The organism is Marinobacter persicus (assembly GCF_002934325.1).
In the GTDB taxonomy this organism is placed as follows: domain Bacteria; phylum Pseudomonadota; class Gammaproteobacteria; order Pseudomonadales; family Oleiphilaceae; genus Marinobacter; species Marinobacter persicus_A.
Genome location: NZ_PTIV01000023.1, coordinates 1 through 18,631 on the forward strand (window position 1 = coordinate 1; position 18,631 = coordinate 18,631).

The following is an 18,631-nucleotide window of genomic DNA, read 5'->3' on the forward strand; positions in this document are numbered from 1 at the left end:
GCAACCAAATCAGACGCGGACCCTGACGGCCTTGGTGCTCACCAAACCAGGCGGTTTTGGCAGTAAAGCCCGGCACCAAGGCCACTGGCACAAAGCCAACCAAAAGACTGAGGCCTTTGCCATTAACGCAAAGCTTAGCGGCGACCTTGTAATGGAGGCGAAGCCGCAATGAAAAGGGCGTCCGGCGGCCATCGGCCGCGTACTACAGCGACTTGTTAACAGATGCCTAGCTTCCCAATAAGGTCACCGAATCCCCAGATCAATGTACCGCAAATGGATACGGCAATACCGATGAGGACTTTGTTGCCCGTTTTTCTTGATGTCTCGTCGGTTATCCGAGAGTTCCCATGTTCATCTCTGCTGGCAAAGCCGAACGCTGATGCGTGAGATAAATACACCCCTTGATCAAATACGGGCGAGCTTACGAGGAGTAGCCCAGCAACAGTGATCACTGAACCAAACCGTGAGAACCAAGTCCAGTCACAACCTCGCTGTGAAAGGTAAATACCGATCAATGCTGAAGTCGTAGCTAGGATCAGGACAAAAACTGAACTGCCGAATGGCCTTATAAACCTGTCCAGCACATGAACGTCATGGTGACTTATGCCCAAATCTACTCCCTACTGTTAACTGCGTAATTCACCGACAAATGACTTCTATCCGAGGCGCGCCTATTCCCGCCACCAGTTCAAAGTCACTCGCCATTTTCTTCCCTTTTATCAGAAACCTATCTTTCTCCGACAGTACCGCCCCGGAAAATAGGCGTCAATTGTCGGGATTGTCCCAGATCATGCGTTCGCCTATTTCCAAACTCGCATGACTGATTGCCACTATTTTTCAAACACTTGCACCGCCTTTGGCAGCATAACTCTGGCCTTTCGCGACAGTTGTCGCATATCTCCGCTTTTTCACGCAATTTGAGAGGCCCACTAGAGCAACCCCGCGGCTGATTAGTTTGTGATATGGCAGGCTTAAAACGGGGGGAAAGAAAGGAGGGATACCGGAGCCAAACGGCAAACGCCGTCGAGCTCCGCAAGGCATGGCTTGGCAGGCGTCAGTGTTCCATCTTGGAATGGTCCATGGTCATGCCTCCATCCATGGGCTGAACCTGCAATTCCACATCCATCGGCCCGGCACCTTCGAATTCCAGGGTCACGGGTACCGGCTCGCCTTCCACGATGGGGCTGTTCAGCTGTTCCAGCATCAGGTGGTAGCTCATCGGCTTGAGCTTGACAGTCTCACCGGCTGGGATGGCCAAGCCGCCTTTTACGGGCTGCATGCGCATTACGTCGTCCTTCATCACGGTTTCATGGATAGAGACGTGGCCGGCTTTGGGGGTTTGGGCGCCTACCAGGCGGACTTCCTGGTGGGTGTGATTACTGATCACCATGTAGCCCACGCCCATGGGGGTGCCCGGCGGGGTTGGGCGGGTCCAGGGGTCGGAGATGCCGACGGTGCCGTGGTTGGATGCCAGAGCGGTCGGAGCCAGGGTGCTGCAGGCCAGGGCGAAGGCGCAGGCCAGGGCGGAGGCGCAGGCCAGGGAATTCAGTCGCTTCATATTCGATCACCAGGTGCTTGTTTTTCGGTCTTTTCCTGCAGGAATCATCGGCGCAGCAGCCGATCGCGTGCAAGCGTCAAATTGTCGCAGCGTTCCGCTTCAGGCTACCAGTCTCGGCTGGAGTCGCCGTGGCGTAACAACCAGTAGGTAATACCCAATGCCAGGGTGGTGGCGGCAATGCCCAGAAGGTACATGGGGGTGAGGGTTTCGAAGTCGAGCACGATCACTTTCCGGGCAATGGCCATGAGGGCGGTGGCCACCACTAACTGCACGGGGAACACGTTGGTACCCAGGTACAGGCGAATATTGATGAAGATTTCCACGGCAATCAGCACGGCCATGAAGGCGCCGAAGGTGAAAAAGATGTCGTTGATATCGAGCAGGAGGAACGGTGGCGTGACCAGCCGGTCGTAGATGATATAAATCACATCACCCACGCCCCAGAGGATCACTGCCACCATAAGTACCGCAAGCACGCGGATGGCAAACCGGATAACCCGGTGCAGGCCCCGGAAGAACGGGTCGGGGAAATCAATGGGCAGTTCCTGGTGAAGCTCGTGTTTCTTTTCCTGCTCCGGAACCGCCAGCTCTTCTTTCTCACCGTTCGAACCCGCCATGAGCCATCTCCATCGTGGCCTGCGTGGTTTTAAGCGCATCAGGCCTTTTTAACGAACTCCGATTTCAACTTCATAGCACCAATACCGTCGATTTTACAATCGATGTCGTGGTCGCCGTCCACCAGGCGGATGCTTTTTACTTTGGTGCCAACCTTTACCACGGTGCTGGAACCCTTCACTTTCAGGTCCTTGATAACAGTGACCGCATCGCCGTCCTGAAGTTCGTTGCCGTTGGCATCACGCACCACCGGGCCGGACTCAGCTTCCGCCTGCTCGGCTTCGGTCCATTCGTGGCCGCACTCGGGGCACACGAGTTGCACACCGTCTTCGTAGGTGTATTCAGAGCTGCACTGGGGGCAAGGAGGAAGTTGAGACATTATCATTTCCTGTTAATAAAGTGTGAACGCGATTATACCCCTTCCCGGGCAAGGATTTCTCCGCAGGCATCGGTTAAACTTCTCACCAAAACCCGCTTAAAGGATCACCGCCATGCCAATCTGGGTCGACGCTGACGCCTGCCCCGTGCCCATCCGGGAAATTCTCTGCCGCGCCGCCGTCCGCTGGCAGATCCAGACCACGTTCATCGCCAACCACGCCATCAGCCTGCCGCCCAGCCCGTTCATCAAGCGTCGGCAGGTGGCCCACGGCTTTGATGTGGCGGATAACGAGATTATGGACCAGATGACTAACGGCGACCTGGTGATCACCCAGGACATTCCCCTGGCCGCCGAGGCCATTGAGAAAGGCGCGGATGTGTTCAACCCGCGCGGCCAGGCATTTACCAAGGAGAACATCCGCCAACGACTGGCGATGCGCAACTTTATGGAAGAAATGCGCAACGCCGGCCAGGTGACCGGCGGCCCGGCTCCGTTCAGCCAGACGGACCGTAAAGAATTTGCTGACAAGCTGGACCGCTGGCTGCAGCGCCATCAAAGGCGCTAGCGTACTGTGTATACAGCTCCTTTCCGGACTATTACGAGAGTTTCAGAGTTCTTTTATTAAGCCTGGACCGTTACTAATGTTTTGATACAGGCATCGAATGCTTTGAGCAAAGCGATACATGGCATTCATACATTCACAGATCAAATCCAAAACATTTGGTAAGGAGATCTGAGAGTTATGAAACGCACAACACTATCCCTCGCAATTGCCTCAACGCTGATTGCAGCACCAGCAACCGCGCTGGCCACCGATCATGAGAACCCCTACCTGAAGTCAGACGGTTCGTGGATCACTCTCAGCGGCAAGGTTACCAGCACAACAGCCGATACGTTCACAATGGACTACGGCACAGGCTTGGTTGACGTTGAGATGGATGATTGGGACTGGTTCGAAGAAAACGGTGAGGTGCTGCCTGGCGATGAAGTGACGGTTTATGGCGAAGTCGATGACGATACATTCGAGTCCGCCAAGATTGAAGCCAGCAGCGTCTATGTCGACAGCTTGGGTACTTTCTTCTACGCCAGTCCGGCTGACGAGGAAGCATTTACGGACCTGGACCTGGCCCCCACAGTTGATATCGGCGAGCTGGTACTGACCGGCACCGTAACCAGTGTTAATGGCTCCGAGTTCACCATTGATACGGGCTCCCAGGAAATGAGCGTGGATACCGCGCTTATGCCTTACGATCCAATGGACGATGAAGGCTTCCAGCAAATCAACGAAGGTGATCAGGTAACCGTTACGGGCGACATGGAAGACGACACCTTTGAAACAACGGAACTCATGGCTGATAGTGTTGTCACACTTCTGGATGACAGCAAGTCCTGATAGGTTTCCGGTTGAAGGTCCAAGGCCCCGCATCAGGCGGGGCCTTTATGATAATGATTCTCTTTTATTTGCCCCTGTAAAAAGATAGGCTTTGCGCTCACTGATCAACCCCAGACCAGAGCGCAACATGTCCAGCCATCCTGATTCCCATACCAATAGTTTTTCTGCCCTTCTCCGGCTACTGCGCTACGCCCGCGGATACCGCCGCCGGATCATCGCCGCCACCACCTGCTCGATCATCAACAAGCTGTTCGACATTGCCCCGGAAATTCTCATCGGTGTGGCCATCGATGTAGTGGTCAACCAGGAGGAAAGCTTCGTGGCTGGCCTGGGCTTTGACACAGCCCAGGAGCAGATCACGGTGCTGGCCGCCCTCACCTTCTTCATCTGGGCGGGTGAATCGCTGTTCGAATACCTGTTCCAGATACTCTGGCGCAACCTGGCCCAGCGCCTGCAGTCCGATCTTCGCCAGGATGCCTACGAGCACGCCCAGCGCCTGGACATGAGCTTTTTCGAGTCCACCAGCTCCGGCCAGTTGGTGGCCACCATGAACGACGACGTGAACCAGCTGGAGCGGTTTCTGGACGGCGGCGCCAACGCGATGATCCAGGTGGGTGTCACGGTGGTGGCCGTGGGCGCGGTGTTCTTCGTGCTGTCGCCTCTGATTGCCCTGCTGGCCTTCACGCCGATTCCCCTGATCATCTGGGGCGCGTTCTACTTCCAGCGCAAGGCCGGGCCCCTGTATGCCGATGTGCGTGAGAAAGTGGGCGATCTCTCCAGCCGGCTGGCCAATAACCTGGGCGGCATTGCCACCATCAAGAGCTTCACCGCCGAGCAGCGCGAAGCCAAACGCCTGAGAGAGGCCAGCGAGGCCTACGTGCAGGCCAACGAGCGCGCTATTCGCATCAGCTCGGCGTTCATTCCGGTCATCCGCATGGCCATCCTGGCTGGCTTTCTGGCCACCTTCACGGTGGGCGGGATGATGGCCCTGGAAGGCTCGCTGAATGTCGGTGCCTACGGCGTGCTGGTATTCCTCACCCAGCGCCTGCTCTGGCCGCTGACCGGCCTGGCCGCCGTGATTGATCTGTTCGAACGGGCCATGGCCAGTACCCGCCGCATCCTGGACCTGCTGGCCGAGCCGGTGAACGTGCATGACCAGGCCGGAACACCCCTGGCCCAGCCGGTACGTGGCGAGGTCAGCTTCAATAATATTGAATTCCGGTATGGCAGCAGTGGTGCCGGCGTACATGGCATCAGCCTGGACGTACCGGCGGGGCATACCCTGGCCCTGGTGGGCGCGACGGGTTCCGGCAAGTCCACACTGATCAAGCTTCTGCTGCGCTTCTACGACCCGGCTGGTGGCGAGATCCGCATCGACGGCCAGCCCATCCGTGATGTCAGCCTGACATCCCTACGCGATGCCATTGGCCTGGTGAGCCAGGATGTGTACCTGTTCGAGGGCAGCATTCGCGACAATCTGGCCTACGGCAAACCCGGCGCAAGCGACGAGGAGATCATAAAGGCGGCAAAAACAGCCGAGGCCTGGTCGTTCATCAGCGCACTGCCTGAAGGCCTGGATACCGCCGTGGGCGAACGAGGCGTGCGGCTGTCCGGCGGCCAGCGCCAGCGCCTGTCCCTGGCCCGCGCCCTACTGAAAGACCCGCCGATCCTGGTGCTGGATGAAGCCACCAGTGCCGTGGACAACGAAACCGAAGCCGCCATTCAACGTTCGCTTGCGCGGATTGGCCATAACCGGACGGTGATCATGATTGCCCACCGGCTGTCCACGATCGTGGAAGCTGACACCATAGCGGTGGTTGAGAATGGCCGGGTGATTGAGCAGGGCGACCACCAGTCACTGCTTGCCCGCCAAGGTGCTTATCATGCCCAGTGGCAGGTACAGACCGGTCAGGTTTTGGCACACACAAACAATTGATAGTAATTATTATTTAGATTACCATGCCGGCACTCGAGGACGGAGAGTCAGCATGTCGGCATTTTTCGAAGTATCCAACCTCGGGGTTCGCATTGGCGACACCCCGATTCTTCATGACGTAAACCTGGGCTTTACCGAGGGTGAAGTAACCGCACTGCTGGGCCACAACGGCTCGGGCAAGTCCACCCTGCTGAAAGTGCTGGCCCGGCATCAGGCTCCGAGCACAGGCCAGACCCACCTGCTGGGCAAGCCATTCCAACACACCGCCGCTCGGGAATTTGCCCGCACGGTGGGCTACCTGCCCCAACACCCCCCGGCCACCGATGGCCTGACGGTCCGTGAGCTGGTGGCACTGGGCCGCTACCCCTGGCGCGGGCCGCTCGGGCGTTACACCACGGAAGACCAACAACTGATTGACCAGGCCATTGCCGACACGGGCCTGCAAGCCTTCGCACAACGTTCCGTGGACACCCTCTCCGGCGGCGAACGCCAGCGCGCATGGATTGCCATGCTGCTGGCCCAGCAAACCCGTTGCCTGCTGCTGGACGAACCCATCTCCGCGCTGGATGTGAAGCACCAGGTGGAGACCCTGCGCCTGGTGCATCGGCTGGCCGAGAGCCGGGAACTGACGGTGATTGTGGTGCTGCATGACGTGGACCTGGCCGCCCGTTTTTGTGACCGACTGGTGGCACTGAAGGCCGGCCGGCTGATTGCCGATGGCCGCCCGGACGAGATCATGAAAGAGGGCACGCTGGAGGCGATCTACAGTGTGCCCATGGGTGTGATGGAACGAGCCCCGAGCCAGTGGGTTTCCTATGTTCACTAGGCTCTGTGTTTTCGCGGCCCTGATACTGGCCATGGCGTTGCCGGCGGCCCCCGCCGCTGCGGACACCTGGCAGCATGAGAACGGCTCCCTGACTCTGGAGCAGCCACCCAAACGCATCATCACGCTCAATTGGGCGGCCACCGAAGCCGCCCTGCTACTGGGCGTAACGCCGGTGGGCGTAGCGGACCTGCAGGGCTATCACCACTGGGTCCGGCAACCCGCTCTGCCCGAGGAAGGCGTGGCCAACGTGGGCACTCGGGTCGCCCCCAGCCTGGAGGCCATTGCCGAACTGGAGCCGGATTTGATCGTCACCAGCGCTGAAATGGCGCCCGCTGAAAGCCTGCTGGAACGCATCGCCCCCACCTACGTGATCAGTGTCTACCGCCCAGACATCAATGCTTTCGAGCAGGCTCGAAAAATGTTGCTGACCCTCGGTGACATGCTCGACCGCCGTGAGCAAGCCGAAGCGGTGCTGGCCGATATCGAGCAGACTCTGGAGCACGAACGTGCCCGGCTGGAACAGGCTGATTTGCAGGGACGCCCCGTGGCGCTGGTGAACTTCCTGGATGCCCGCCACGTTCGGGTCCATGCCCCGAACGGGCTTTACCAGACGGCGCTGGATGCGCTTGGGCTGGACAACGCCTGGCCTCACGACGGCAATTTCTGGGGCTTCTCGGTGGTTGGTCTGGAGGCTCTGGCAGATCATCGGAATGCCCGTCTGATTGCCATCTCCCCCACTCCGCCGGGCCTGCGGGACACCCTGGCCGACAGCCCCTTCTGGACTTACCTGCCCGCCGCACAACGCAATCAAGTGTACCAGATTGACCCGGTGTGGCCCTTTGGCGGTGCCTATCAGGTCAAGCGCCTGGCCAATTACCTGACCGATGCCCTGCTCGCCGGAGGCTCTGACAATGTCGAGTAATATCGCCACCTCTCCCCTGCAGGGGCCATCCATGCCCGCCCGCCTGCCATTAATGGCCGGCGTTCTCTGGGCGGCGGCCATACTGGCCAGCTCTGCCCCCTGGCTGGGGCAGCTCTCGCCCCTGGCGTTGCTGGAAGCCTTCATCGGTTTTAATGCAGACAGCTACGCCTCGGTCATGGCCCACTTCAGCTGGGCCCCGCGGGTTTCCATGGCGATTCTGATTGGCGCTGCGCTCGGCCTTGCCGGTGCCGTTACCCAGCAGATCCTCGGCAACCCACTGGCCTCGCCCACCACTTTGGGTGTGGCCGCCGGCAGCCAGTTTGGTGTCACCGTCGCCTCCCTGTTCTTCCCCGGCCTGCTGGCCTGGAGTGCGGATATCCCTGCCATTCTGGGTGGCCTGCTGGCCATTGCCATGGTCATTGCCCTGACCTGGCGCCTGGGGTTCTCACCGGTCACCGTGATCCTGGCCGGGCTGGTGATCACTTTCTTCCTGGGCGCCACCAACATGGCGTTCCTGCTGCTCAAGGGCGAATGGCTGGGCAACCTGTTTATCTGGGGTGCCGGTTCTCTGGTGCAGAACAACTGGCAGCCGTTCCTGGATCTCTGGCCCCGGGTGCTCATCATCGCTGCGCTTATGCTGCTACTGATGCGCCCCCTGCAACTGCTGCAATTGGGCGAGACTTCCGCCCGCTCGCTGGGTGCGAAGGTGGCCTGGGTCCGGGCGCTGGCGCTGTTCCTGGTGGTGCTGCTGAGCGCCACGGTGGTCAGCCGCGTGGGCGTCATTGCCTTTGTCGGCCTGGCCGCGCCGGTACTGGCACGCCTGCTGGGTGCTCGCACCCTGGGCGAAAAACTGGTCTGGAGCCCGCTGCTGGGGGCCGGGCTGCTGTTATTGGCCGACACCCTGGCCCACTGGGCTTCCACCTGGGGCGACGGCTCGCTGATTCCCACCGGCACCACCACCGCGCTGATCGGCGGGCCGATTATTCTTCTGGCCCTGCAGGGGTTCCGGAACACTCACCACATGCCGGGCCAGGCCTCCAGCCCGCCCGGTTTCCTGCCCCAACGCCGAGCCACCGGCGTGATTGCCGGCATTCTGCTGGTGTTATTGGCGGCAACCGTTGTGATTTCCATGGGCTGGTCGCCCGGGCTTGAGGGCTGGAACTGGACAGCCGTGACCAACTGGAACGAAGCCTGGGTCTGGCGCGGGCCGCGCATGCTGGCCGCCATCCTGGCCGGTGTCGCCCTGGGGCTGGCCGGCACGCTGATCCAGCGCATGACCGGCAACCCCATGGGCAGCCCGGAAATGCTGGGCATCAGCGGGGGTGCGGCGCTGGTTATGGTTCTGGTGGTGCTTTCCGGCATCGAGGCGGGGCGTGCCATACAGGTACTGGCCGCCACCACCGGCGCCGCTGGCGCCCTGGGCCTGTTGATACTGCTGGCCCGCAAACACCGTTTCGCCGGCAACCAGCTGTTGCTGGGCGGGCTGGCGCTGTATGTATTCATGGATGCGGGATTACGCCTGGTGATGGCTTCAGGCGGTACCCAGGCCTCGAAACTGCTGAACTGGATGTACGGTTCCACCTGGCTGGTGTCGGAAACCGAAGCGTTCAGCCTGATGGCGATCATCCTGACCATAAGCGCGGTGTTGGCGGTTATCGTTCGCCCGCTGACCATCCTGCCGCTTGGGGACGTCTCGGCGTCGTCCCTGGGGCTGCCGGTGGCACGGGCGCGGCTGGTCCTGCTACTGCTTGCCGCCGTGCTGACCGCCGCCGCCACGGTGGTGATTGGCCCGTTGAGTTTTGTCGGCCTGATTGCCCCTCACCTCGCCCGGGTACTGGGCCAGCAAACGGTTGGCCGCCAGCTGATTGTGGCCGGCCTGGTGGGCGGCGTGCTGCTGGCCGTGGCCGATTACCTGTCCCGCATCGTGGTCTACCCGAACCAATTGCCCGCCGGGCTGCTGGCGGCACTGGTTGGCGGGCTTTATTTCCTCTGGGGGCTCAGCCGTCATGGCAAAGCCTGAGCCCTTAGCCACAGAAGTCGGTTGGGTCCAGCGTTACACCCGATTGCTGGAGGCCTCGGAGCTGGACCGGGAAGCCTTACTGGCCGGCGCCCTGCAGACCAACGGTTCCGAACGCCGGGGGCTGTTCTCCCTGGCCCAGTGCCTGGCGGCACCCGAACTGCTGGTGCGCCAAATCCAGGCCGATTACCCGCAGGCTTCTGACCAGCGCGATATTCGCACCTACGCTTCGGTCCTGCAGCAGGACCTGGCCTTAAGCGTTCTCGCTCCGCTGGTTCTGCGACTGTTCCGCCATGAACAAGCGCCTCTGCCAGACCCCAACCGTATCTTCCTGGCCCCGAAAGACCAGCCCGGGCAGACGACCTCCCGGTGGCTCCTTACGCCGAGCCAACAGCCGGTCAACGAGCCGGATTTCATCAGGGGAATGGCGGACTACACCCGGCAATGGTACCCGGTGTTCCGGCAACAGCTGGGCGTGAGCCCGGGGGCTTACTGGAGCAGCGTGGGACTGGGCTTGGGTGCGCCTTTCTCGGCGGTGTGGAACCTGGCAGAGCCGGATTCGGTGTGTGAGCTGGCGCAACGATGGCTGGAGCAATTCAATAACGACGCCAACCGTTTTATCGACTGGATACCCGCCGTGTTCGGTGAGCAAAAAACCGCCATTCCCCAGCGCAAGGGGTGTTGCCTGAAATACCGGCTACCGGAAGGCGGCTACTGCGGTACTTGCGGCGTCTATCGCAAGCAGCGCCTGGAGGAACTCAAGGAGCCCGGGATTAAAGGCCCACCGCCAAAACGGTGACTGCCAGGGCGGTGAAACCGGTAGCCAGGAGTGCAATTTTCAGTCCTTCAATGACTTCTCTTTCCATGACCACGTCTCCCCTGAAAAGGAATGAGAGTTCTCAAAACAACTCTATGGATAGTAATGATTATCATCCGCCATTGCAACAGAGTGGCCTCACCGTTGGCGCAACCCCAGGCAAACACCTATGGTTTAGTTCAAAGACGTACGCGGCTTATCGACTAACTACGGGAGGCACCATGCGCTGGATCCTCGCTGTTATCTCATTCACCCTGTTGCTTACCGCCGGCCCTACCAGCCTGGCGAATGAACGGTTTTCGTCCGACAAAGCTGATTTTCGCCTGGAGACTGTTGCCACCAACCTGGAGCACCCCTGGAGCCTGGCTTTCCTGCCCAACGGTGACCAGTTGGTGACCGAAAGGGCCGGCCGGCTACGCGTGATCCGTGATGGCAAATTGCAGAAGGACCACATCAGCGGCCTGCCAGACTTGGTGGCCGCCGGTCAGGGCGGTCTGCTGGATGTGATCCTGCACCCACAGTTCGAAGAAAACCGCCTGCTGTTTCTGAGCCACGCCCACCGCAACCTGGACGGTATGACCACCCGCGTTGCCCGAGCGCGATTCACCGGCGACGCTTTGGAGGATGTTGAGGTGATCTTTGAAGCCTTGCCACGGTCCAATACCACCCGGCATTTTGCGGGGCGTCTGGAATTCGACCGGAATGGCTACCTCTACGTTTCAGTCGGTGACCGGGGGCAAAAGGAGCGCGCGCAAGACCTGGGCGACGACGCGGGCGGCGTTCATCGCATCACCATCAACGGCAAACCAGCGCCGGGCAACCCCTTCCTGGATGACCCTTCAGCCAACGACACTTTCTTCACCTACGGCAACCGCAACATCCAGGGTATGACCATTCACCCGGACACCGGCGAGATCTGGACCCACGAACACGGGCCCCGGGGCGGGGATGAAATCAACATCCTGGAAGCCGGCGCCAACTATGGCTGGCCGAAGGTCACTTACGGCATTGGCTACTCGGGGCTGCCCATTTCCAACAAGACCACCATGGAAGGGGTGAAAGATCCCCTGCATTTCTGGGACCCGTCCATCGCGCCCTCTGGCATGGCGTTCTATACCGGTGAGCTGTTTCCCGAGTGGCGGGGAGATTTATTCGTGGGCGCATTGGCCATGCGCAAAGTCGTCCGCCTGACCATTGAAGATGGGGATGTGGTGGAAATCGAGAACCTTCTGACCGAGCTGGGCGAGCGCATCCGCGATGTGCGCATGGGGCCGGATGGGGCGCTCTGGCTGCTCACGGATTCCCCGCGTGGGAAGGTTTATCGGATGGTGCCAACAGAGTGAACCCCAGGGTTTGATCGGCCCCCACTACCTAGTGCGGATCGTTCGTGCGCTCCGTTTTCTCGTACTGGGGCAGATCATCGGTGATCTCGAACCAGTCTGATTTGGAACCGACAAACACATGCTGCGCGGCCTTCTTGCCAAGGGGGCCATCCAGCGCTCCAACTCTCAGCCGGAGAATACCGGGAATCGCATCCACGCGACTGTACAACTGGCTGCCGCAACGTGGGCAGAAAGCCCGGTACTTACCCGGCCGGGACTCATACTCGGTAACCAGTTCCTCACCGGAAACAAACCGGAAACGCACCTTCTGCACCGGCGCACTGGCGGAAAAGGCGCTGCCATGGGCTCGGCGGCACTGGCTGCAGTGGCAAAGTGCGATGGGCCCCAGCGGGCCGTCGTATTCAAATTTGATATCGCCACACAAACACTGACCTGTAACCACCACTAACTCCCGGTATTTTCTGAAGATTCAGGAGCGTGATCATAAACCCTTTTATTAAATTTCACACCCTGCCCTCGAAATCCTTTACAAACCAAACAGCTGGCGCTAGGTTTTCAAGTAATATATAGGCCGATTCCAGCGCTGTCCGCCATGGACCGAAGGCCCGGAATCCGCTATCTTCAACTTGAGCGACTACAGAGGACTACCGTCATGCTGGCTCAGGGCTTACGCAAAAGGATTCTCCCGCCGGCAAAAGTCCGCGGGTCGAAGCTGCTCGCCCTGGCATTGGCTGCCAGTTGCACCCTCGCTCAAGGCGTCTCCGCTCAGGAGCGTCATTCTTTTTCCGGCTCGCCACTCTGGGCCAAGGAAGTTCGGGATTACGCCGAACAATCCCTGCACACCACCGAAGGCCTCAGTGTTGCCGCCATTCCCCTTAATGGCCCGGGCATTGACCAGTATGTAAACGCTGACCAGCTGATGAGCCCCGGCTCGATCATGAAGCTGGTGACCACCTACGCCGCCCTTGAACTGCTTGGCCCCAATTATCGCTGGACCACCGATTTCCTGACCGATGGCCACATGAACGGTGACACCCTGGATGGCAATCTCTACGTCCGTTTCAGTGGCGATCCCAAGCTGACCATTGAGCGGCTGTGGACCACCCTTGGCGAGCTTCGGGCTATGGGCATCAGCCACATCACCGGAGATCTGGTGCTGGATGGCAGCCGTTTCCGGGTGGACGGCGGTTTTCCAAAGTTCGACGATTCCGGCGATGATCCCTACGCTCCGTTTCTGGTGGAACCCTCTGCCTACCTCACCAACCTGAACCTGCTGCATTTCCAGGTTCGCTCCGATGAGCGTGGCACCCGAGCCTGGAGCGCTCCGGCATTGCAGGGAATCACCATCGACAACCAGGTCACCGCCTTGCCGGAAGGCCCCTGCCCGGCCCGCCGGAACTTTGACTGGACGCCGGTTTTCCACGAGAGCAACCAGGTGACCGTGCGTGTCACGGGCGAGCTGCCACAGGGTTGTCGGACCTCCAAGTACCTGTCGCTGCTGTCCCAGGAACAATACTCAGCGTCGCTGATCCGCTCATTGCTGTCTGACGTGGGCGTGCAGGTCGCCGGTGTTAATCGTTTGGCCCAGGTTCCCGAAGAGGCGGAGCTGGTCATGCGCACCCGTTCGCCGGATCTGGTATCCATGATTCGCGACATCAATAAATGGAGCAGTAACGTGATGGCCCGGCAGATGCTGCTGAACATCGGGGCGGAGCTACGGCAGGAAGACGATCTTGACGACCGGGTGGCCGGCATCAAAGCCATCTACACCTGGCTGGAAGGCAAGGGGATCAACACGGCGGGCATGGTAATCGACAACGGCTCCGGCCTGACCCGCCATGGCCGGATCACTGCCCGCCAGGGCGCGGACATTCTGCAACACGCCTGGAACAGCCCTTTCGCGGCCGATCTGATGGCCTCAATGCCGATTATTGCCATGGACGGAACCATGGCCAATCGCCTGAAAGACATCGGCATGGACGGTGAAGGCCGGATCAAGACTGGCCTGTTGGCGAACGTGCGGTCCGTTGCCGGATTTACCCGCGATGAGAACAACACCACCTGGGCGGTGGTGGGCATGGTTAACAACGATCCAGCCTGGAATGGCAAGGCCGTGCTGGATCGGGTGCTCTATTCCCTGCACTTCCAACCGCCGACGGGCACCACCATTTCGCAGTCCAGCGTTACCGGCTCAAGCAATATCCAATAGCGGTCACTCAGCGCCGAACAACTTCGCCATTGTGCGGTCGGCGAGCTTGTTTGCCAGTGGTGCGATAAAACTGACCAGCGGAAAAGCCACACCCCAGGCCACCAGGAACGCGGCTCCCCAGCGCGTAATAAAGCCGTCGCTTATGCCAGTGTTGATCGTGGTAATAATCCCCGACATCAGCAACGACATGATGCCAGACATGTAAAACGCAAACACAAACCGTCGAACCCGTGTCACTCTCTGTTTTGACATGCTCTCTCCGCCTTGAGCGCCTTCGTTACCATCCAAACAGGCAAACACCCCGTACATTGCACAGATATGCGCCACCCTCTGAAGGCGCACATCTTAGCAAGCAAACGATGTTTTGCCATATGGATTTGTGAGCGGTAATTCCAGGCCTCTGGTCTGCGATCAGGCCACCGATCAGATGGTGAGGTAGCCGCCATCCGCGTTGATGCAGGCGCCGGTGGTGTAGGTGGAAGCGTCAGAGACGAGATACAGCACGGTGCCTGCCATTTCCGACGGGTCAGCCACCCGCTTCATGGGAATATGGGCCATGGCCTGTTTCTTGATGGCGTCGTTGCTGGTCAGCGCGCTGGCAAATCTGGTGTCCGTCAGCCCCGGAAGCAACGCGTTTACCCGCACGCCCTGCTGGCCCAGTTCCATGGCGAACGACTTGGTCATGGAAATCACCGCCGCCTTGGTGATGGAGTAGATGCCCTGGAAGTGGCCGGGATTCACGCCATTCACCGACGCCACATTCACGATTGAGCCGCCACCGGCTTTTTTCATCAGCTGGGCGCCCCGGGCACACATGAAGAAATAGCCCCTGATATTCACATCCACGGTTTTCTGGAACGCACCCAGGTCCGTGTCTTCAATGGGCCCGAAATAGGGGTTGGCGGCGGCATTGTTGACCAGAATATCGAGCTTGCCGTGGGTTTCGCCAATGTGATCCCAAATTGCGTCGATCTGTTCCATTTCGCCAATATGGCAGGCAACCGCCTCGGCGCTGCCGCCCCCTTCCCGGATGCTCTGGGCCACGGCTTCACAGGCGTCGATCTTGCGGCTCGAGACGATCACGTGGGCGCCGTAATCCGCCAGTGTGCGTGCGACGCTTTCGCCGATACCCCTGCTGGCACCGGTAACCAGTGCAACACGGCCGGTCAGGTCAAAAAGGTTGGTTTGGCTCATGGAGTCCCCTTCATTTTATTGTCATGGCAGCGCCTAGTAAGCCCCGACAAGCATCAGGAAGCCAAAGAAACCGGCGCCGACAATCCCCAGCGAAAGCACCACGATGCCGAGTCCCCACCAGATGGCGGCGGCGTCGGAAATATCCACGTCATGGCCTCGCAAGGTGCGGTAGAAGGCCCAGGGGCCAAGCACAAAGGCGCCAACCACGGCAAAGACCAGCCCTACGGCCACACCCGCGAAAGTCCAGGTGGCCAGTACGGTGGCGCGGTCATCTACTTGTTCGGTCACACCCTGGTGCTGCAGGAATTTCTTGCAGAAAAACCAGATCAGACCAAACAATGCGGCGACAAAGACCAGACCGCCAATAAGGGTAATCAGGCGATAGAACACTCTCAGCCCCTGTTAGTGATGAATCAATCCGGCCAGACAGGTTCGGGCAGGCATTCAAAGCCGGGTTTGGCAAACAGGAACCCCTGGTACAGGGTGATCCCCTGTGAGCGCAGCCAGAAGTACTCTTCCGGCGTTTCCACACCTTCGGCCACAATCCTGCCACCCAGTTGGCGCATCATGGTGATGATGCCCGCAACCACGGCCTGTTTGTTAGGCTCGTTATGGATGTTACGCACAAGCCCCATATCCAGTTTAAGCAAATCCGGCGGACTGGCCATCATGATGTTGAAGCGGGAGTAGCCGGCGCCGAAGTCATCAATCGCGGTGCTGAAGCCCATTTCCTGGTAGGCCTCTATGATGGAGGTCAGATGCTCCACCGAGGAGAGGTTTTCGCCTTCGGTCAGCTCGAAAATGATCTTGCGGGTGTCGAAGTTGTAGGTCCTCGCTGCTGCCAGGGTGGTGCGAATGCAGTACTCGGCCTTGTAAACGGCATTGGGCATGAAATTGATGCTGAGCAATGCCTGCATATCCAGCTTCGCCGCCAGCTTGACCGCCTTTACCCGGCAAATCTGGTCAAACGAATACCGGTTTGTCTCGTTCACCTTCGAGAGCACCGACATGGCACCTTCGCCTTCCACCCCACGAACCAGCGCCTCGTAGGCAAAGACGCTCTTGGTAACGGCATCCACAATCGGTTGAAAGGCAAAGCTGAACGAGAAGTCCAGCCCGGTTCCACAGGCGCACTGCTCGCAGTGCGATTCGTCAAATAATACGTCTGGCTTTTCCACGGACTCTCCAGATTAGACACATGCCATAAATGTATACACATAATAAAAGGAATCAACTGAATCCCACTATAGTGACCAACCCTCACTTGGTAAAACATCCTTTACCTATCAGACGTATAGGTAACTGGCATCTGGTCCCGCGAGGACTACACTGGAAGCGGGCCGCATTAAGAAACTTGGTTACCTGGAGGTTACTGAATGGCCGAAACCACGCGCATTGCAATCACACCCGGGGACGGTATTGGCCCGGAGGTCATCGCCGAGGCAGTACGCTGCCTGGAAGTACTTCGTGCCAAGCACGATCTGGCGCTGGAGTGGACTCGTTTCCCCTGGCCATCGCATGCCTGGCACGAGCAACACGGTGAATCCTGGCCGGCGGATGCGCTGGATCAACTCCGTGATTACCAGGCCATTCTGCTCGGCGCGCTCGGCGATCCCGGCCCTGCGGATGACCCGGACCGCTACCTGCTGTCTGACGCGGTTTCCCTGGGCCCGCTGCTGGACATGCGCAAAAACTTTGACCAGTGGGTGTGCGAACGCCCGGCACGGTTACTCCCCGGCGCCCGTCAGTACCTCAAGGACGAACGGGCCAAGGACATCGACATGCTGGTCATCCGGGAAAACAGCGAGGGCGAGTACGTCAGCCAGGGTGGCCGCCTGCGCAAGGGCACTCCAGACGAAGTGGCCACTCAGTTGGAGGTGTTTACCCGCAAGGCGACCGACAGGATTATCCGCTATGGCTTTGACCAGGCCAGGAAGCGTGCGGCTGACCGCCTGCAGGAAGGACGCACCCGCAGCTTCCGGACCCTTGATGGCCGCACCTGCGAGAGCCAGGTGTGCCTGATCACCAAACGCAATGCCCTGCGCCACTGGGGCGATATGTACACCGAAGCGTTCGAGGAAATCAGCAAGGAATACCCCGATGTGGCAGTCCACCATGAACTGGTGGACGCCGCCTGCATGAAGTTTGTTCAGTGCCCCTGGGCTTTCGACGTGGTGGTGGCCAGTAACCTGCAAGGGGACATCCTGACCGACCTGGCAGCGGTGCTGTCTGGCGGCATGGGGGTTGCTCCGTCCTGCAACCTGAACCCTACCAATCCGAACATGCCCTCCATGTTCGAGCCCACGCATGGCAGTGCACCGGATATAGCTGGCCAGGGCATCGCTGACCCGACAGCCATGCTGTTTACCACCGCACGCATGCTTGAATGGCTGGGGCGAAAAGATCCCTCCCTGGCATTGGCCGGCCAGGAACTGTTCGACGCCATGGCCGCAGACCTGGCAGAGTGCGGCAACCAGCAAAGAACCAGCCGGGAAATCGGTGACGCTGTCTGCAAACGCCTTCGCGGCTCCTGAGACGGCCCCTATTCTCTTTTTGCATTAAAAAGGGGAGTGACATTGGTCACTCCCCTTTTCTTTTGCAAGACTCGTTTAGGGCTTCTCACTCAGCCATCACAAACTCCAGCCGGCCCGGCGCAACCCGGATATCCATCGGCACCATTCCGAACATCCGCTGCTTAAGATCACTTTCATCCAGCCGGTACACCGGCATGGTTTCCAGCATCTGGGAGACCACCCGCATCACCGAGTCGGTTACCGGCGCCAGGTCCCCCTTGAAAAACGGCGAATCAATGGAGCTTTCCAGCAACCGCAGCCTGCGCACGTAGACCGCTTTTTCCTCGCTGTCATACACCGGCGAGCCTTCCACTTTCAGGGCCAGGTCCACCGGCAGTTTGGCCATCAATGCATTGAGCGCCACCTGGCCTCGCAGATCGATCACCGCCACGTTACGGCCATCCGGCCCGAGGGTGATGTCGGCATCGCTCAGGCTCAGGCTGAGCGGAGACCCACTTTGCAGCTGTTGGCGGTCAAAGTCCGAGACCGCCTTCTTCAGGTGATCCTCAATCTCAGCTTCGGAAATGGAGTAAGGCGCCATGCTAGCGCAGCCACTGACCAACAAGGCCATCATGGTCCCTGCCAGTAACAGCACCCCGCGCAGTTTTGTTCTCAACATGATCTCTGTGTCCCGGTTATTGAATCGTCAACTTACTCGTTTTCGGCCCGGGCCTCGACTGTCGGCACCTGCTGCTCATCGATGTGCACGGTCAGTAGAATCGGGTGGCAGCAGACCTGACAATCTTCCACGTATTCCTGATCCGCCACTGAAGGGTCGATGCTGATTTCCAGCATCTCCCAACAGTAGGGGCATTGCACCATCACCGAGTCCATTGCGGCCATGGCGCT

Annotated in this window: 20 protein-coding genes; 10 read left to right on the forward strand and 10 right to left on the reverse strand. The window is 59.5% G+C overall.

Features of this window, described 5'->3' with window-relative positions; translation table 11 throughout:
• Positions 1–1,054: 1,054 nt before the first annotated feature.
• The 3 genes from BY454_RS11905 to BY454_RS11915 all read right to left on the reverse strand — a co-directional run bounded on the left by BY454_RS11905 (position 1,055) and on the right by BY454_RS11915 (position 2,552).
• Entirely contained in the window at positions 1,055–1,558 is a 504-nt protein-coding gene (locus tag BY454_RS11905; protein WP_104416696.1) for a copper chaperone PCu(A)C, read from the reverse strand.
• 104 nt (positions 1,559–1,662) lie between these two features.
• Positions 1,663–2,175, reverse strand: a complete 513-nt coding sequence (locus BY454_RS11910; RefSeq protein ID WP_104416697.1) for a phosphate-starvation-inducible PsiE family protein — start codon at positions 2,173–2,175, stop codon at positions 1,663–1,665.
• A 38-nt stretch (positions 2,176–2,213) separates the two neighbouring features.
• Complete coding sequence (locus BY454_RS11915) at positions 2,214–2,552, reverse strand: zinc ribbon domain-containing protein YjdM (RefSeq protein WP_104416698.1); 339 nt, start codon at positions 2,550–2,552, stop codon at positions 2,214–2,216.
• Between the two features lie 112 nt (positions 2,553–2,664).
• On the opposite strand from BY454_RS11915, the gene BY454_RS11920 reads away from it, so the two are divergent.
• The 8 genes from BY454_RS11920 to BY454_RS11955 all read left to right on the forward strand — a co-directional run bounded on the left by BY454_RS11920 (position 2,665) and on the right by BY454_RS11955 (position 11,806).
• Entirely contained in the window at positions 2,665–3,117 is a 453-nt protein-coding gene (locus BY454_RS11920) for a YaiI/YqxD family protein (protein WP_104416699.1), read from the forward strand.
• A gap of 177 nt (positions 3,118–3,294) precedes the next feature.
• A complete protein-coding gene (locus BY454_RS11925) occupies positions 3,295–3,945 on the forward strand; it encodes a NirD/YgiW/YdeI family stress tolerance protein (protein WP_104416700.1) in 651 nt (216 codons plus the stop codon).
• Positions 3,946–4,072: 127 nt separating this feature from the next.
• Positions 4,073–5,881 (forward strand): ABC transporter ATP-binding protein, encoded by a 1,809-nt coding sequence (locus BY454_RS11930; protein WP_104416701.1) that lies wholly within the window; start codon positions 4,073–4,075, stop codon positions 5,879–5,881.
• A gap of 52 nt (positions 5,882–5,933) precedes the next feature.
• Entirely contained in the window at positions 5,934–6,707 is a 774-nt protein-coding gene (locus BY454_RS11935; RefSeq protein WP_104416702.1) for an ABC transporter ATP-binding protein, read from the forward strand.
• The gene (locus tag BY454_RS11940) at positions 6,697–7,629 is read left to right on the forward strand and encodes an iron-siderophore ABC transporter substrate-binding protein (RefSeq protein ID WP_104416703.1); all 933 of its coding nucleotides are present in this window, start codon (positions 6,697–6,699) and stop codon (positions 7,627–7,629) included. The genes BY454_RS11935 and BY454_RS11940 overlap by 11 nt, the downstream gene beginning before the upstream one ends.
• Positions 7,619–9,649, forward strand: coding sequence for a Fe(3+)-hydroxamate ABC transporter permease FhuB (fhuB, locus tag BY454_RS11945; RefSeq protein ID WP_104416704.1), 2,031 nt, complete (start codon positions 7,619–7,621; stop codon positions 9,647–9,649). The genes BY454_RS11940 and fhuB overlap by 11 nt, the downstream gene beginning before the upstream one ends.
• Positions 9,636–10,445, forward strand: a complete 810-nt coding sequence (locus BY454_RS11950) for a (2Fe-2S)-binding protein (RefSeq protein ID WP_104416705.1) — start codon at positions 9,636–9,638, stop codon at positions 10,443–10,445. Before fhuB ends, BY454_RS11950 begins: the two co-directional genes overlap by 14 nt.
• 239 nt (positions 10,446–10,684) lie before the next feature.
• Complete coding sequence (locus tag BY454_RS11955; RefSeq protein WP_104416706.1) at positions 10,685–11,806, forward strand: PQQ-dependent sugar dehydrogenase; 1,122 nt, start codon at positions 10,685–10,687, stop codon at positions 11,804–11,806.
• A 28-nt stretch (positions 11,807–11,834) separates the two neighbouring features.
• On the opposite strand, the gene BY454_RS11960 is transcribed toward BY454_RS11955, so the two are convergent.
• Positions 11,835–12,248 carry a GFA family protein gene (locus tag BY454_RS11960; protein ID WP_104416707.1) on the reverse strand — a complete coding sequence of 138 codons (414 nt, stop codon included), beginning with the start codon at positions 12,246–12,248 and terminating at the stop codon, positions 11,835–11,837.
• 210 nt (positions 12,249–12,458) lie between these two features.
• On the opposite strand from BY454_RS11960, the gene dacB reads away from it, so the two are divergent.
• Complete coding sequence (dacB, locus tag BY454_RS11965) at positions 12,459–14,015, forward strand: D-alanyl-D-alanine carboxypeptidase/D-alanyl-D-alanine endopeptidase (protein WP_104416708.1); 1,557 nt, start codon at positions 12,459–12,461, stop codon at positions 14,013–14,015.
• 3 nt (positions 14,016–14,018) lie between these two features.
• Here dacB and BY454_RS11970 read toward each other — a convergent pair whose 3' ends face one another.
• The 4 genes from BY454_RS11970 to BY454_RS11985 all read right to left on the reverse strand — a co-directional run bounded on the left by BY454_RS11970 (position 14,019) and on the right by BY454_RS11985 (position 16,387).
• Positions 14,019–14,267: a DUF2798 domain-containing protein gene (locus tag BY454_RS11970; RefSeq protein WP_104416709.1), complete on the reverse strand. Its 249-nt coding sequence runs from the start codon at positions 14,265–14,267 to the stop codon at positions 14,019–14,021.
• A 171-nt stretch (positions 14,268–14,438) separates the two neighbouring features.
• On the reverse strand, positions 14,439–15,209 hold the full coding sequence (locus BY454_RS11975; protein ID WP_104416710.1) for an SDR family oxidoreductase: 771 nt from the start codon (positions 15,207–15,209) through the stop codon (positions 14,439–14,441).
• A gap of 33 nt (positions 15,210–15,242) precedes the next feature.
• Positions 15,243–15,599 carry a hypothetical protein gene (locus tag BY454_RS11980; RefSeq protein ID WP_181049691.1) on the reverse strand — a complete coding sequence of 119 codons (357 nt, stop codon included), beginning with the start codon at positions 15,597–15,599 and terminating at the stop codon, positions 15,243–15,245.
• Between the two features lie 23 nt (positions 15,600–15,622).
• Positions 15,623–16,387, reverse strand: a complete 765-nt coding sequence (locus tag BY454_RS11985; protein ID WP_181049692.1) for an EAL domain-containing protein — start codon at positions 16,385–16,387, stop codon at positions 15,623–15,625.
• Positions 16,388–16,585: 198 nt separating this feature from the next.
• Here BY454_RS11985 and BY454_RS11990 point away from each other — a divergent pair, with 198 nt between their 5' ends.
• Positions 16,586–17,743, forward strand: coding sequence for an isocitrate/isopropylmalate dehydrogenase family protein (locus tag BY454_RS11990; RefSeq protein WP_104416711.1), 1,158 nt, complete (start codon positions 16,586–16,588; stop codon positions 17,741–17,743).
• 85 nt (positions 17,744–17,828) lie between these two features.
• On the opposite strand, the gene BY454_RS11995 is transcribed toward BY454_RS11990, so the two are convergent.
• The gene (locus BY454_RS11995) at positions 17,829–18,401 is read right to left on the reverse strand and encodes a DUF1439 domain-containing protein (RefSeq protein WP_258075644.1); all 573 of its coding nucleotides are present in this window, start codon (positions 18,399–18,401) and stop codon (positions 17,829–17,831) included.
• A 32-nt stretch (positions 18,402–18,433) separates the two neighbouring features.
• On the reverse strand, positions 18,434–18,625 hold the full coding sequence (locus BY454_RS12000) for a CPXCG motif-containing cysteine-rich protein (protein WP_104416712.1): 192 nt from the start codon (positions 18,623–18,625) through the stop codon (positions 18,434–18,436).
• Between the last annotated feature and the right edge of the window lie 6 nt (positions 18,626–18,631).

Bases quoted from the DNA above. Each gene is read 5' to 3' on its own strand.
- BY454_RS11955 (WP_104416706.1), top strand. From the start codon at position 10,685: ATGCGCTGGATCCTCGCTGTTATCTCATTCACCCTGTTGCTTACCGCC.
- BY454_RS11950 (WP_104416705.1), top strand. From the start codon at position 9,636: ATGGCAAAGCCTGAGCCCTTAGCCACAGAAGTCGGTTGGGTCCAGCGT.
- BY454_RS11940 (WP_104416703.1), top strand. From the start codon at position 6,697: ATGTTCACTAGGCTCTGTGTTTTCGCGGCCCTGATACTGGCCATGGCG.
- BY454_RS11905 (WP_104416696.1), bottom strand. From the start codon at position 1,558: ATGAAGCGACTGAATTCCCTGGCCTGCGCCTCCGCCCTGGCCTGCGCC.
- BY454_RS11935 (WP_104416702.1), top strand. From the start codon at position 5,934: ATGTCGGCATTTTTCGAAGTATCCAACCTCGGGGTTCGCATTGGCGAC.
- fhuB (WP_104416704.1), top strand. From the start codon at position 7,619: ATGTCGAGTAATATCGCCACCTCTCCCCTGCAGGGGCCATCCATGCCC.
- BY454_RS11990 (WP_104416711.1), top strand. From the start codon at position 16,586: ATGGCCGAAACCACGCGCATTGCAATCACACCCGGGGACGGTATTGGC.
- BY454_RS12000 (WP_104416712.1), bottom strand. From the start codon at position 18,625: ATGGCCGCAATGGACTCGGTGATGGTGCAATGCCCCTACTGTTGGGAG.
- BY454_RS11920 (WP_104416699.1), top strand. From the start codon at position 2,665: ATGCCAATCTGGGTCGACGCTGACGCCTGCCCCGTGCCCATCCGGGAA.
- BY454_RS11975 (WP_104416710.1), bottom strand. From the start codon at position 15,209: ATGAGCCAAACCAACCTTTTTGACCTGACCGGCCGTGTTGCACTGGTT.
- BY454_RS11930 (WP_104416701.1), top strand. From the start codon at position 4,073: ATGTCCAGCCATCCTGATTCCCATACCAATAGTTTTTCTGCCCTTCTC.
- BY454_RS11970 (WP_104416709.1), bottom strand. From the start codon at position 14,267: ATGTCAAAACAGAGAGTGACACGGGTTCGACGGTTTGTGTTTGCGTTT.
- BY454_RS11915 (WP_104416698.1), bottom strand. From the start codon at position 2,552: ATGTCTCAACTTCCTCCTTGCCCCCAGTGCAGCTCTGAATACACCTAC.
- BY454_RS11925 (WP_104416700.1), top strand. From the start codon at position 3,295: ATGAAACGCACAACACTATCCCTCGCAATTGCCTCAACGCTGATTGCA.
- BY454_RS11910 (WP_104416697.1), bottom strand. From the start codon at position 2,175: ATGGCGGGTTCGAACGGTGAGAAAGAAGAGCTGGCGGTTCCGGAGCAG.
- BY454_RS11995 (WP_258075644.1), bottom strand. From the start codon at position 18,401: ATGTTGAGAACAAAACTGCGCGGGGTGCTGTTACTGGCAGGGACCATG.
- dacB (WP_104416708.1), top strand. From the start codon at position 12,459: ATGCTGGCTCAGGGCTTACGCAAAAGGATTCTCCCGCCGGCAAAAGTC.